We start from the raw sequence: 13,849 nt of genomic DNA, 5'->3' as shown, positions 1-13,849 counted from the left end.
ACAGCTCACTTCGTAAGGCTCGGCTATTCTTCGCCTGTATGCTACAGCGTTTTGGCTTTTTCTACCGCTTCCTCGATGGCCCCTACAAAAAGGAAGGCCGCTTCTGGAAGATGATCATACTTGCCTTCCAGAATTTCTTTGAAGCTTCGTACAGTTTCTTTAACCGGTACATATTTACCCGGGAAGCCGTTGAACGTTTCGGCAACGTGGAAAGGTTGGGACAGGAAACGCTGGATTTTGCGCGCACGGGCTACCAGCATTTTGTCTTCTTCACTCAGCTCGTCCATACCCAGGATGGCAATGATATCCTGAAGCTCGTTATAGCGGGCCAAAATTTGTTTTACGCCTTGTGCTACATTGTAGTGCTCTTCACCTACAACTTCTGGAGCCAAAATCCGGGAGCTTGATGCTAGTGGATCAACCGCCGGGTAAATACCCATTTCGGAAATTTTGCGCTCCAGGTTTGTCGTTGCATCCAAGTGGGCAAACGTTGTAGCAGGAGCCGGGTCAGTGTAGTCATCCGCAGGCACATAGATGGCCTGAATGGAAGTAACAGAACCCTTTTTAGTAGAAGTGATCCGTTCTTGCAATTGACCCATCTCAGTTGCCAGTGTAGGCTGGTAACCTACTGCCGAAGGCATACGTCCCAACAGGGCGGAAACCTCAGAACCCGCTTGGGTAAAGCGGAAGATGTTATCAATAAAGAGCAACACGTCACGGCCTTCTTGATCACGGAAATACTCCGCCATCGTCAGACCGGTAAGGGCAACACGCAAACGTGCGCCTGGAGGCTCGTTCATTTGTCCGAACACCATCGCTGTTTTATTGATAACGCCGGAATCTCTCATTTCATGGTACAAGTCATTTCCCTCACGCGTACGTTCACCAACGCCTGCGAATACGGAAATACCACCATGTTCCTGAGCGATATTGTTAATCAATTCCTGGATGGTTACGGTCTTACCTACACCGGCACCACCAAACAATCCGACTTTACCGCCTTTGGCGTACGGAGCCAGCAGGTCGATAACTTTAATGCCGGTTTCGAGCATTTCTGCTTGAGTTGTCAATTCATCGAAGGCAGGAGCCTGACGGTGAATCGGATTTCTAGCTGCTTCACTCAAATCAGTACCATTATCAATTGGCGTTCCAAGTACGTTAAATACGCGTCCCAGAGTTGCTTCACCGACAGGTACCGAAATAGGTGCTCCCTGATCGATTGCTTCAACTCCACGAACCAGACCATCTGTGGAAGACATGGCAATACAACGCACACGGTTGTCACCAAGGTGTTTCGATGCTTCGAGCGTCAGGTCAACTTTGACTCCGTTCTCCAGCACAGTCCCAATATGAATGGCATTCAGGATTTCCGGAAGCTGTCCGCGTTCAAACTCAACGTCGACAACCGGACCCATGATGCTCACTACGCGTCCTTTGTTCATCTTTTGGTTTCCCTCCTACAAGCTTGCACAGCCGCAAATCCGAACTACACGATTTGTTTTGCGCCCGCAAATTATCATATTAGTATAGGACCAGCTATACAGCAGTCCGCAAAAAAAAACCATTAAGACTGGGCACTTGCCCCTGCCACGATTTCCGTAATTTCCTGGGTAATAGCCGCTTGACGAGCACGGTTATAGGTCAGCGACAGCTCACCAATCAGCTTCGTAGCATTTTTAGTGGCAGATCCCATTGCTGTCATTTTTGCTCCCAGTTCACTCGCCTTACCGTTCAGCAAAGCACCGTAGATGAGTGTTTCCGCGTATCGCGGCAACAGCACTTCCAGCACTCCTTCCGGTGACGGCTCATACTCATAGTTAATCGAGGATGCAGCAGCAGCGGAATCCGGCGTCGCCATAGGCAACAGACGGTCAACGGTTGGAATCTGAGTCAATGCATTAACAAAGCGGTTATAGCATAGATACAGCTCATCAAATTCTTTGAGCTCAAAACCCTGCACAGCTTTGTTGGCAATCGTCTTGATATCTGCAAAAGCAGGTGTATCCGACAGATCTGTTACCGACTCGGCAATAGGAAACTCGCGGCGTCTGAAATAGTCCCGTCCTTTTCGTCCAATAATGAAAATTGTAAATTCATCCTGTGAACGGTGACGTTCCGCAATTGTCTGTGTAACCTGCCGCAAAATGTTGGCATTATAACCACCAGCCAGACCACGATCAGATGTAATGATGAGATATGCCGTCTTTTTGACCGGACGCGATTCCAGCATCGGGTGCTTAACGTTGTTTGACCCCGCAGCAATACTGGTCACAACTTCCCTAAGCTTTTCCGAATAAGGACGAGCCGCCTCAGCCTTCTCCTGAGCTTTTCTAAGCTTGGATGCAGCTACCATCTCCATCGCTTTCGTAATCTGCTTCGTACTCTGCACACTTTTGATCTGACGTTTAATCTCGCGCATACCTTTTGCCATGATTTCACCACCTTCAAGCTTTGGCAAAGCCAAAGCTACTTCGTAAGCATTCACTTAGCTTTGACAAAGTCAAAGCTAACTTCGTAAACCGGTTCTGGATATCCGGCCGTCCATGATGAAGGACAGTCCAGCCGGACTAATCATAAAGGGCCTGTTATTGAGTATAAAACATGCCAAGGAAGCCACAGCCCGGAGGGCACGCTTCCTTAGGACACTTCTCGTCATAAACTGGCAAATTCCAATGTATTAAACCGACGTGGCAAATGATTTTTTGAATTTCTCGATAGCTGCTTTGAGAGCCGCATCGTTATCAGGAACCAAGTCTTTTGTATCACGAATAGATTGAAGAATATCTTGATGATCAGACTCTATATAAGAAAGGAAGTCTTTCTCAAAACGTTTCACGTCTGCTACAGGAATATCATCCAGGAAGCCTTTTACCGCAGTGTACAAGCTCACAACCTGTTGCTCTACAGCCAGAGGCTGGTTAACACCCTGTTTCAAAATCTCCATCATACGCGCGCCGCGATCCAGACGAGCTTTGGTGGACTTGTCCAAATCGGAACCGAATTGGGAGAACGCTTGAAGCTCACGATATTGGGCGAGATCCAGACGCAGGGAACCTGCAACCTTTTTCATCGCTTTGATCTGAGCCGAACCACCTACACGGGATACAGAAATACCTACGTTAATCGCCGGACGTTGTCCTGCATAGAACAAGTCAGCTTCGAGGAAGATTTGTCCGTCTGTGATGGAAATAACGTTCGTTGGAATATAGGCAGATACGTCGGAAGCCTGTGTTTCAATGAATGGCAACGCAGTTAGCGATCCGCCGCCTAACTCGTCATTCAGCTTCGCTGCACGTTCCAGCAAGCGGGAATGCAGATAGAAAACGTCTCCTGGGTATGCCTCACGGCCCGGTGGACGACGCAGCAACAGGGAAAGTTCCCGGTAAGCTGACGCTTGTTTGGTCAAGTCATCGTATACAACCAATACGTGCTCGCCTTTGTACATAAAGTACTCACCCATAGCGCAGCCAGAGTAAGGTGCGATATAGAGCAATGGTGATGGGTCGGAAGCTGCCGCTGTAACGACAATCGTATATTCCAAAGCACCATGACGACGCAAGGTTTCAACGACTTGAGCTACCGTAGATTGCTTTTGGCCGATGGCAACATAAATACATTTCATGCCGCTGCCTTTTTGATTCAAAATCGCGTCAATCGCAATAGAGGTTTTACCTGTTTGACGGTCACCGATGATCAGCTCGCGTTGACCGCGACCAATCGGAACCATCGCATCAATAGCTTTAATCCCCGTTTGCATTGGCTCATGTACCGATTTACGGGCCATAACGCCTGGAGCTTGGCTTTCTACCGGACGGAATTCCGTTGTAGCAATCGGGCCTTTACCGTCAACTGGTTGTCCCAGCGGATTAACAACACGTCCGATCAATGCTTCCCCTACAGGAACCTGCATGATCTGACCTGTACGTTTCACTTGACCGCCTTCACGGATATCGGAGAATTGACCGAGAATAACAACACCGACATTGCTTTCTTCCACATTGAGCGCCAAGCCCAAAACGCCGTTTTCGAATTCAACCAATTCACCGGACATGACTTTTTCCAGTCCGTAGACGCGGGCAATACCGTCGCCGACTTCAACAACAGTGCCGACTTCAACGACCTCAATATCATTTTTATATTGTTCAATCTGACTTTTAATCAATGAACTGATTTCTTCAGGTTTGATACTCAAGTGTGTTCACCCCTATCTTCTATACTCGTCTGTTAAAGGATTTCTCAAGACGATCCAGCTTGCCGGCCAGACTACCGTCGTACAGCGTATCGCCGATAACCACTTTCAATCCGCCCAGCAGACTCGGGTCCACTATGTTTTCCACACGGATTGTTTTATGTTCACGGGCTCCGAATTGCTCGGCTACCGCTGTTTTTTCCTGCTCACTGAGCGCATAAGTGGAATACACCTTTGCATGGGCAAGTCCCAGCTTGTACTCCTGAATATCGAGGTATCCGGCGAGAAGAGATTCAAACAAATCCGCTCTGCTACGCTGGATCAACAGCTTAATCGTGTTGATCAGTGGGGCAGACAGCTTGCTCTCAAAACTGTTAGCCAGAACCTGAAGCTTGACCGCTTCCGTAATGTTAGGAGAGTTGATGAACTTACGGATTTCAGCATCCCCAGAGACAGCTTCTACAAAAGCACGCAGCTCTTGCTCGGTCTCCATAATGGTTTGCTCTTGCTCCGCCACTTCAAACAAAGCTTTCGCATACCGTTTGGCAACTACCGTATCCCGGCTCATGCTTTGCCTCCTACCTCTTTAAGGTACTGGTCGACAAGCTCTCCCTGGACTTGGTCTTCCTTGATTTCTTTTTGAATCAGCTTGGAAGCGATTTGTACCGAAGCACGGCCCACTTCGCTGCGCAGCTCGGCAACTGCCTTATTGCGCTCGCTTGTGATCTCACGAACAGCTTCGTCTTTCAGGCGGACAGCTTCGTCCTTAGCCTGAACGATAATTTGCTCCGCTTGCTTGCTACCTGTTTGTTTCGACTGCTCAATAATATCGTAGGCTTCTTTGCGTGCCTGTTGGAGAGCCTGCTTTTGCTCCTCAACATAAGCAGCAGCCTGTTCACGCGTCTGTGCCGCTTCATTCATTTGCTTCAAAACAAGCTCACGCCGCTTCTCCATAACTGAAAAGAGGGGGCCGAATGCATAACGGGTCAGCAACCAGTACAAGATCAAAAATGCAATTACAGTAAAAACGATACTTGTCCAATTAAAATGCAATTGAAGTCACTCCTTTCCGGTGAACGTCAGTCCTAGATCTTTCATATCTCAAACGAACAAAGAAGGCGCGGATGGCTGTGCCTTCCCCGCCAAACCTTGCTTCCATTCAATTAAGCTGCTGCGTAGAAAATGAATGCCAGGACGACACCGATGATTGGCAGTGCTTCGACCAGACCTACACCGATAAACATGACAGTTTGCAATGAAGCTTTTGCTTCTGGCTGACGAGCGATACCTTCAACTGTTTTACTTACGATCAGACCGTTACCAATACCTGCGCCGAGCGCACCCAAACCTACTGCGATAGCTGCTGCTATTAATGCCCAAGCTCCCATTTTAAAAATCCTCCTTAGAGATGTGTATTTGTGTTGTACATGTATTTGCAGTTAAGAGCGAAGCGCACTCCTGAACTTAACTAAAAACCGGAAACTGAAATGACCTAATGCTCTTCTTCGTGCGTATCAATTGCCTGTGAAATATACACGAACGTCAAAATGGTAAAGACGAACGCCTGAATACTGCCGACAAAGATACTGAATCCTTGCCATACAACCAGCCCCAGTACGGAGGCAATCCACCCTCCAACACCAATTGCTGTCAATTTCAGCAGCACACTAATCAAAACCTCGCCGGCAAAGATATTACCGAATAGACGCATACCATGTGTCAAAAGTTTCGAGAACTGCTCAATCAGGTTAATTGGCAAAAAGAAAGGGAATGGCTGAATGTAATGCTTGAAATAAGCTTTGGTGTTACGGAAGATTCCCAGGAAATGAACCAGCACAAAGATCATCAATGCCAGACCAATGGATACCCCTGCATCTGCGGTAGGTGATTTCCACCAGTTGACACCCACGTGGGCAGGTTCGCCCGGATGAGCCGCCTGTGCTTGCTCCAATGCTTCCTTGACTGGAACGATTTCATGCCCAAATACTTGTGCGCTTTGTACATTATCGAATTCAGTCACGATTCCGAACGGCAAACCAAGCATATTCCCGACGAAAATGAACATGATCAGCGTCATCCCCAATGATAGGAATGGCTTCCCTTTCTTCAAATCCATCGTACTGGATATAAGCCCTTGAACGAATTCTACAACCCATTCCATAAAGTTTTGCAGCTTGCCAGGATTGTCTACAGACAAATTGCGTGTTGCGGCAAAAGCCAGTCCAAACACAATAGCACAGGTTACTATAAGCATAATAATGATGGACAAGTCAATGTTGAACCCGCCCAATTGGATAATCGGTGATTCATGCAACATGTTTTCTCACCCCTTTCTCAGTTGAGCCATCATTTTTCCTGTAGCGCGAATATGATGCCTATAATTAAAAGAAGAAACTGTCCAGTTACCAGGCTTGCCATTACAGCGATCTCATGGAAATAGGCCGGAAATTCTATCGCCAGCACTACCGCCAAAATAGAGGTCGCTACACGAACTCCAAAGCCGATGCCCACCCTTTTCTTCTTACCTTCACCGGCGGCCGCACTCGCAACCTGTCGAATTTTGTAGGCCATATACAGCACATTAAGACAGCTTACTCCCGTTCCCAGAATGATTCCGTGAGCAATGTCACGATGTTGGGGCATGAAGGCGGAGACCAGGAAACACAGAGCCATAATACAAAGCGCTACGATCCATAACATTTTTTGCATTCGGGTCATCTCACTCATGGTTATCCCTCAATACCTTTCCGATCACAAGGGCAATACTCAATGCGCCTACAACCAAGCCTGCGAGAACGCTTACGCCAATCCAAATTCCGGAACCACCAAGTTTGGTGTCTAGCCACTTTCCGGCATAAAAACCACCCAGTGTGCACACGGCCAAATCAATGCCGATAGCGCTCACCAGTCCAATTGCCTTGAAGGCATTTCCGGTGTTATTTCGGTTGTTGTTTTGCTTGGAAGGTTTGACCACTTTTCCATGTCACCCCTGCAATTCCAGTCCATTTTACTTAAATATAAGATGCTTTGTCAATTGAGATATTTTAGTGCCCTAAAGTATAAAATCAGTCGACAAAGCATCCTAAAATGCCGTACCCCTTGGTAACCGTACAGTTTAACTGTATGCTTACCCTGTAAGGATGATTATGTGGTGCGGACACCTTTTGTGAACATTGTGTGAAATTCTTCAGGACGTTCGGATTGAACACCATAATGGTGCAAAATAGCATTGACAATTCTTACCGAAGCTCGTCCATCGCCATAAGGGTTTGCTGCCTGACTCATAGACTCATATAATGCAGAATCCGTCAAAAGAGCCTTGGTCCGATTGTAGACGTTCTCTTCACTCGTACCCACCAGTTCCAGTGTGCCAGCTTCAATTCCTTCCGGTCTTTCAGTCGTATCACGCAGTACCAGTACAGGCACGCCGAATGAAGGTGCTTCCTCCTGAAGACCACCCGAATCAGTAAGTATGAGATGAGTGTGCGGATAAAAGTTGTGTAAATCCACCACATCCAGCGGATCAATCAGCTTAATACGCGGATGGTTGCCTAAAATCTCAAATGCAGGCTCCTTCACAGCCGGACTCGGATGAACTGGATACACGATAGCGATATCCTCAAACTCGTCTGCGATCCGTTTGACCGCACTAAAAATTTGGCGATGTGGTTCGCCCTGGGACTCCCGGCGGTGTGCCGTCATCAGAATCAGGCGTTTGCCTTCAGCCCATTCCAGCACCGGATGCTCGTAATCCTGGCGAACCGTATACTGAAATACGTCAGTCACGGTATTGCCTGTTACATATATTCGCGATTCAGGTTTATTTTCCTTCCGCAAATTCCCAGCAGATAAAGATGTAGGAGAAAAATGAAGATCAGACAGCACTCCTGTCAGTTGACGGTTCATTTCCTCAGGGTACGGAGAAAGCTTGTTCCACGTCCGCAAGCCCGCTTCCACATGCCCTACTTCGATCTGTTGCATAAAGGCCGCATAGCTGGCCAGGAAAGTCGTCAGCGTATCCCCGTGAACGAGCACGATATCAGGCTTTGCCTCACGTAACACAGGTTCCAATCCTTGAAGTACACGAATGGAAATTTCATTAAGCGTCTGACGATCCTTCATCACATCCAGATCATAGTCAGGGTGGATATTAAACACTTCCAGAACCTGATCGAGCATTTGGCGATGTTGAGCCGTTACGCATACTAAGGACTCGATATGCTCGGGGTGACGTTGAAGCTCCAAAATAAGAGGAGCCATCTTAATCGCTTCCGGACGCACGCCAAAAATAGTCATCACTTTGATTTTGGACATTTTCTGTTGAACCCCTTTTCAAGATAAACGTCCGGTTCCAAGACCGTTCTCCTATGAAAAACGACTTGTCCGTAACGCCCATATATTATGCCGAACCAGAGGCCCTTTACTTGGTTCCGTACAGACGGTCTCCCGCATCACCAAGACCCGGAATAATGTAGCCGTGATCATCCAGACGCTCGTCCAGTGCAGCAACATAAATATCTACATCAGGATGGGCATCCTGAACGGCCTTGACTCCCTCAGGAGCGGCAATCAAATTCATCATCTTAATTTGGGTACAGCCTCTCTTTTTCAACACATCAATAGCCGCGATCGCCGAGCCGCCCGTTGCAAGCATCGGATCAATCACGATCAATTCACGCTCAGTCACGTCTGTAGGCAACTTCGTATAGTATTCCACAGGCTGCAATGTCTCGGGATCACGGAACAGTCCCACATGCCCTACCTTTGCTGCCGGCAGCAGTTTGACAACGCCATCCAGCATCCCCAAGCCTGCACGCAAGATTGGAATGAGACCCAGCATGCGACCGGAAATAACCTTGCCTTCTGTCTCAGCAACCGGTGTCTGCACCGTAATGCTCTCCAGCGGGATATCCCGCGTAATTTCATAAGCCATCAATGTTGCTACTTCATCCACCAGTTCGCGGAAATCCTTGGTGTTGGTCCGCACATCGCGGATAAATGTAAGTTTGTGTTGGATCAAAGGGTGATCACAAACCACCAGTTTTGCCATGATATATTCCCTCCGGTATTATCGTCACGTTCTTTCGCACCAGAATATCGAACATCCTGTATGGAAAGGATCTATGTAACCTATTTGTACAAACCAAATAAGCACAGATGCAATGCGTGCCTGTAAATCCTGTTTATTATAACATTCCCTTGATTGATTTAACACCTGCCACCGCAACCTTTTGTCAAGAGGAAGATATGACAGGTAAAATGCATACTTCGCCACTTCAAGAGTGACTTTTGTCATACAAAAAGTGCATAAAAAAGGCTCTGACGGCACTTGACCGTCAGAGCCTTTTGAATTTTGGACTTCCTGCCTAACCTACAGGCTTTGTGTCCTAATACAGCATCAGTCTTTTATCTGTACTTCAAATTGTCCCATGCCTCCTGAAATTGCTGGAGCATTTCATCCTTCGTAATGACTCCCGCAATATAGGCCTGCATGCTACTACTCAGATCCTGATTCAGTCCCTTAGGGAAACGTTGAAAGTTCCAACTCCATATCTTGTCGCTGTTTTATTTTATTCCAGGCATTCGCGTAGTTCTCAAAATGGAAGGTCATCGGCCACGAAGCGAAATGAGCCAAAATGTCGCTTGTTTTTCCCATTACATTTCGACCTCCTTTTTCTTCGTCAGACACACCTGGATGCTGGTAATGATTGCAACGATGACAAAGAAAATAATGGCTTTGGCAGTACCCAATCCAAGACGGTTATTTGTAAACGCTTCATTATATATGTCCAAACGCAACAGACTCCGTCGACTTGAAGGGTCCACCCTTTGTCAGCGCCAAATTCAACTCAAATACTTTAAAGGACCAGGATATCGCCAGAAACAGGCAGAATCGCTAGAAATCAAAAAAAGGCTGTTCCCCCTCCGGCTTACGGAAGAAAAACAGCCTTATCAGTCACATCATATGTGTAGTCATGGCCCCCCCCCAGATACCAAGGCTGACAACCTGAGGCTGAGGGGGAGCATGAACAAGCCGATTGATTAGTATTGAATACTTGGGTAGATCGGGAATTTGTCTGTCAGTTCGCCAACAGCTTGGCTGGCTTTGGACAATACCGTATCATCCTTCGGATTTTTAAGAGTTTCGGCAATGATTTTACCGATTTTGACCATAGCCTCTTCATCCATACCACGGGACGTTGCAGCAGGTGTACCAATGCGGATTCCGCTGGTAACGAACGGACTGGTCGGGTCGAAAGGAATCGCGTTTTTGTTCACTGTAATGCCCACGGAATCCAGCACATGCTCCGCTTCTTTTCCAGTGATGTTCAAGCTACGCGTGTCCAGCAGCATCAGGTGATTATCCGTACCACCGGATACAATGTTAATGCCTTCAGCCAGCAATGTCTCAGCCAGCACCTGAGCGTTGCGAACTACGTTTTGTGCATAGGTTTTGAAGGAAGGCTGGAGCGCTTCACCCAAGGCAACGGCTTTGGATGCGATCACATGCATCAACGGCCCCCCTTGAGTACCTGGGAAAATAGCTTTATCAATCGCTTGCGCCCACGCTTTGCGAGTCAAAATCAGACCTCCACGCGGACCACGCAGCGTTTTGTGTGTCGTTGTTGTTACAAATTGAGCATGCGGAACCGGGCTTGGATGAATACCCGCTGCCACAAGACCCGCGATATGTGCCATATCGACCATGAACAGAGCGCCCACATCGTTGGCAATGGAAGCGAAGGCTTCAAAATCAATGGTGCGCGGATATGCGCTCGCGCCGGCTACAATCAGACGAGGGCGATGCTTGAAGGCTGCCTTGCGCACTTCATCATAGTCGATGCGGAAGTTGTCTTCACGTACACCGTAAGCGGCAAAGTTATACAACAAGCCGGAGGCGTTAACCGGGCTTCCATGTGTAAGATGGCCGCCGTGCGCTAGGTTCATACCCAGTACGGTATCTCCAGGTTTAAGAGCTGCCAGATATACTGCCATGTTCGCTTGCGCTCCAGAGTGAGCTTGTACGTTAGCATGCTCTGCACCGAACAGTTCTTTGGCACGGTCGCGTGCAATGTCCTCAACGATATCTACATGCTCACAGCCACCGTAATAGCGTTTACCCGGATAGCCTTCAGCATATTTATTTGTCAGTACAGAGCCCATTGCTTCCATTACCGCTTCGCTGACGATATTTTCGGATGCGATCAGCTCGATATTGTGGCGTTGTCGTTTCAGTTCAAGTCCCATTGCTTCCAGCACTGCCGGGTCACTTTTACGCAAATGTTCCATCATGATTGATTACTCCCTCTCCATGGTCAATTGTCAGGTATACAGGCAAGCGCCTGCTCCTCTGTTGGGTACCTCATCATCAATACAAAAAAGATACAAACATGCTGTCCAAACCAAATTGCAAATGCTAGTCACAGCTTCCGCCGGCTTCTTGCTCCAGACTATACACCGCTCGTTGTCCACCGATGAGCGGGGGACGAGTGAACGCCGCCGTCACACGCGCTTCGCCAATCCAGCGAAGGCCTGGACGAAACGGAACAGCAATCGGTTGCAAATGCATACCGATCAGCGTCTCACCAATGTCTATCCCCGCATGTGCTTGTACATTCGCCGTCAGACATGCATCTTCCAGCGCACGATAGGCGACGGTAGCCATAGATCCGCCTGCCGTACGAACGGGAACGGCGGCAACCTCCGTCAGTCCCAGCCGCTCCAGCACGGCTCGCTCAACGACTAGCGCACGGTTCAAATGCTCGCAGCATTGAAATGCCACGTCAAAACCATACGCCCTGCTAACGGATTCCACTCCAGCCAGCAATTGCTGCGCTACATCGAGCGCTCCCGCCGTGCCAATCCTGCTTCCAGCCACCTCACTGGTGCTTACCCCGATAACCAGCAAACGACCAGCCTTGAGACTGGCTGCTTCTGCTATTTCCTTCACGACAGAAGCGGTCTGTGCTTCAAGCGTAACCTCATGATCCAATTGTCCTGCCATTGGAACCTCCTTTGGTTGAACAGCCCCACAGAGACTGGGCACGGGCTTATGCCCCATGTTCAACACACTCTCTCCTGAATCACAATCTGACTATATTATAGCCGATGAATCGGATTTCGAGCAGGAAAAATGGAAGACCCAACTAAAAAAAGGACCCTCTCTCGGTTCGAATACTCGAAGTAACAGCACACGGAAGAATCATTGTCATTTGTCTGGACAGAAGGCCACCGGAGGCCGGACCTAGCTCATATACGAAAAAAGAGCAGTCCACAGCCAATGTGGATTTGCTCTTTTGCCCAGGCGACCGGCCGTATATCCGGTGCTCCATCGTGGTTAATCCCACTTTTGTCGCCAGTTACACCGGATTCTTGTTTTTCCACCTTATCTTAACGGATTAACCGTCGAAAATCAACAGATCCCGTACAAAATAGATGAGTGATACAAACTTTATTCGGACAATGCCTTTAGCTTGTCCACCAGCTTATGCAGCGCCGTTCGGATTTCCCCAGCCGTGACATCGTAATCTTCACGCGGACCGCCGAACGGATCAGAAATATCAAAGCCCGGAATACGTTGATGCAGTTCAATCATCCGCTCACGCTCCCGTGCCGAAAGCTCCTGCCCCAGCGAACCCATCAGTTGTTGTGAAGCGTACAGACCATCCAGCTCCTGTACATCATTCAGCACCGAATCCCGGTCCTCCACATATTCCTTGAGCGTAAACACTTTGCCCGCCGTTTGGGGAAAGCGCTGAATTACGTGCTGCTTATGCCCTTGGGTCAAGGTTAAAATCAGATGCGCCCACTCGGCAAGCCCACCGTTCAAAGGAGTTGAGGTGATTTGATCCGAGATATTGTGGTCACGTAGCACCGCCTCTGCATGTCGGGAAATGGGTGTGCCTTCCATCGCAGCTACTCCCGCCGAACGCACTTCCAACCCTAGTCCGTGCTCAGTAGCCAGCTTGCGCAGCATCCCTTCAGCCATCGGACTGCGACAGGTGTTCCCTGTGCATACGAATAAGATATGTTTCAACGTCTTCACCCCCCGTATGTTGAAATAATATATAATTAAAACATAAACATAAAGCCGAACGCCAGTAGAATGGCACCGCCCACCGCTTCTCCATAGTCTCCCAGATTGCGGCTGACCTTTCGGCCTAACAGCAGTCCCAGCATCGCCATCGCTCCCCCGCAAAAGCCAAACGCCAGAACGGTTAGTACCAAATCACTCTGGAACATGCCAAGTGACACCCCAACAGAAAAGGAGTCAACGCTCACTCCAAGCGCAAATAGCAAAAGGCCCAAGGACGAACGATGGTCCAACACCTGTACTCCGTCCCCTTTGAAGGAATTATAAACCATATGCCCGCCCAAAAGGATGAGTAATCCCCCTGCAAAGTAGGTCGTCACATGGCCCAGTAAAGAACTCATATAATGGCCTGTGAACATACCCAGCAATGGCATCAGAATGTGAAAAAAGCCAATGACCGTGCTGATCCGCAGCACGTCCCGCAGGCGTATTCCTTTCATGCCGATCCCTACGCCCAACGATAACGCATCCGTCCCCAGCGCTACAGCCATGACCAGAATCGTTACAATCTGCCCGGCATGGGCAGAGGCTGCCAGCATACTCCATCCCCCCAAATATCCGTCCGC

The 13,849-nt window shown here is 48.6% G+C and carries 16 protein-coding genes, 1 pseudogene and 1 riboswitch; all 17 genes and pseudogenes read right to left on the bottom strand.

Translation table 11 applies throughout. The annotated features are described in order from the left end of the window. Window positions 1-41: 41 nt before the first annotated feature. Window positions 42-1,442 (bottom strand): F0F1 ATP synthase subunit beta, encoded by a 1,401-nt coding sequence (gene atpD, locus ABH897_RS09285; RefSeq protein ID WP_014278469.1) that lies wholly within the window; start codon window positions 1,440-1,442, stop codon window positions 42-44. A gap of 122 nt (window positions 1,443-1,564) precedes the next feature. Further along, window positions 1,565-2,431: an ATP synthase F1 subunit gamma gene (gene atpG / locus ABH897_RS09280; protein ID WP_044646224.1), complete on the bottom strand. Its 867-nt coding sequence runs from the start codon at window positions 2,429-2,431 to the stop codon at window positions 1,565-1,567. Between the two features lie 246 nt (window positions 2,432-2,677). Then, a complete protein-coding gene (gene atpA / locus ABH897_RS09275; protein WP_283653578.1) occupies window positions 2,678-4,192 on the bottom strand; it encodes a F0F1 ATP synthase subunit alpha in 1,515 nt (504 codons plus the stop codon). Between the two features lie 19 nt (window positions 4,193-4,211). Continuing rightward, window positions 4,212-4,757, bottom strand: coding sequence for a F0F1 ATP synthase subunit delta (locus tag ABH897_RS09270; RefSeq protein WP_044646223.1), 546 nt, complete (start codon window positions 4,755-4,757; stop codon window positions 4,212-4,214). Then, window positions 4,754-5,242, bottom strand: a complete 489-nt coding sequence (atpF, locus tag ABH897_RS09265) for a F0F1 ATP synthase subunit B (RefSeq protein ID WP_283653579.1) — start codon at window positions 5,240-5,242, stop codon at window positions 4,754-4,756. Before atpF ends, ABH897_RS09270 begins: the two co-directional genes overlap by 4 nt. A 110-nt stretch (window positions 5,243-5,352) precedes the next feature. Continuing rightward, window positions 5,353-5,577 (bottom strand): F0F1 ATP synthase subunit C, encoded by a 225-nt coding sequence (gene atpE / locus ABH897_RS09260; protein ID WP_014278475.1) that lies wholly within the window; start codon window positions 5,575-5,577, stop codon window positions 5,353-5,355. A 104-nt stretch (window positions 5,578-5,681) separates the two neighbouring features. Then, window positions 5,682-6,506: a F0F1 ATP synthase subunit A gene (gene atpB, locus ABH897_RS09255; RefSeq protein WP_283653580.1), complete on the bottom strand. Its 825-nt coding sequence runs from the start codon at window positions 6,504-6,506 to the stop codon at window positions 5,682-5,684. Between the two features lie 29 nt (window positions 6,507-6,535). After that, entirely contained in the window at window positions 6,536-6,889 is a 354-nt protein-coding gene (locus ABH897_RS09250; protein ID WP_289306506.1) for an ATP synthase subunit I, read from the bottom strand. Between the two features lie 19 nt (window positions 6,890-6,908). Continuing rightward, window positions 6,909-7,163: an AtpZ/AtpI family protein gene (locus ABH897_RS09245; RefSeq protein WP_283653581.1), complete on the bottom strand. Its 255-nt coding sequence runs from the start codon at window positions 7,161-7,163 to the stop codon at window positions 6,909-6,911. Window positions 7,164-7,333: 170 nt separating this feature from the next. Continuing rightward, window positions 7,334-8,503 (bottom strand): non-hydrolyzing UDP-N-acetylglucosamine 2-epimerase, encoded by a 1,170-nt coding sequence (gene wecB, locus ABH897_RS09240; RefSeq protein WP_283653582.1) that lies wholly within the window; start codon window positions 8,501-8,503, stop codon window positions 7,334-7,336. 106 nt (window positions 8,504-8,609) lie between these two features. Then, window positions 8,610-9,239, bottom strand: coding sequence for a uracil phosphoribosyltransferase (gene upp, locus ABH897_RS09235; RefSeq protein WP_013312332.1), 630 nt, complete (start codon window positions 9,237-9,239; stop codon window positions 8,610-8,612). 471 nt (window positions 9,240-9,710) lie between these two features. After that, window positions 9,711-9,845, bottom strand: a complete 135-nt coding sequence (locus tag ABH897_RS09230) for a hypothetical protein (RefSeq protein ID WP_404519424.1) — start codon at window positions 9,843-9,845, stop codon at window positions 9,711-9,713. Continuing rightward, window positions 9,845-10,079, bottom strand: a pseudogene (locus tag ABH897_RS09225) (sugar ABC transporter permease); the annotation flags it as partial. The gene ABH897_RS09230 and the pseudogene ABH897_RS09225, both read right to left, overlap by 1 nt. Window positions 10,080-10,231: 152 nt before the next feature. Continuing rightward, window positions 10,232-11,482 (bottom strand): serine hydroxymethyltransferase, encoded by a 1,251-nt coding sequence (locus ABH897_RS09220; protein ID WP_044646218.1) that lies wholly within the window; start codon window positions 11,480-11,482, stop codon window positions 10,232-10,234. Window positions 11,483-11,606: 124 nt separating this feature from the next. Next, the gene (locus ABH897_RS09215; RefSeq protein ID WP_404519423.1) at window positions 11,607-12,194 is read right to left on the bottom strand and encodes a TIGR01440 family protein; all 588 of its coding nucleotides are present in this window, start codon (window positions 12,192-12,194) and stop codon (window positions 11,607-11,609) included. A 287-nt stretch (window positions 12,195-12,481) separates the two neighbouring features. Continuing rightward, a riboswitch (ZMP/ZTP riboswitch) is annotated at window positions 12,482-12,563 on the bottom strand. 78 nt (window positions 12,564-12,641) lie between these two features. Then, window positions 12,642-13,226: a low molecular weight protein arginine phosphatase gene (locus ABH897_RS09210; RefSeq protein ID WP_283653585.1), complete on the bottom strand. Its 585-nt coding sequence runs from the start codon at window positions 13,224-13,226 to the stop codon at window positions 12,642-12,644. A 35-nt stretch (window positions 13,227-13,261) separates the two neighbouring features. Next, window positions 13,262-13,822 carry a manganese efflux pump MntP gene (locus tag ABH897_RS09205; RefSeq protein ID WP_283653586.1) on the bottom strand — a complete coding sequence of 187 codons (561 nt, stop codon included), beginning with the start codon at window positions 13,820-13,822 and terminating at the stop codon, window positions 13,262-13,264. Window positions 13,823-13,849: the final 27 nt, after the last annotated feature.

Origin of the sequence: Paenibacillus sp. RC73, from assembly GCF_044908085.1 — a bacterium.
Taxonomy (GTDB): domain Bacteria; phylum Bacillota; class Bacilli; order Paenibacillales; family Paenibacillaceae; genus Paenibacillus; species Paenibacillus terrae_A.
This window is presented reverse-complemented; position numbering and strand designations above follow the sequence as displayed.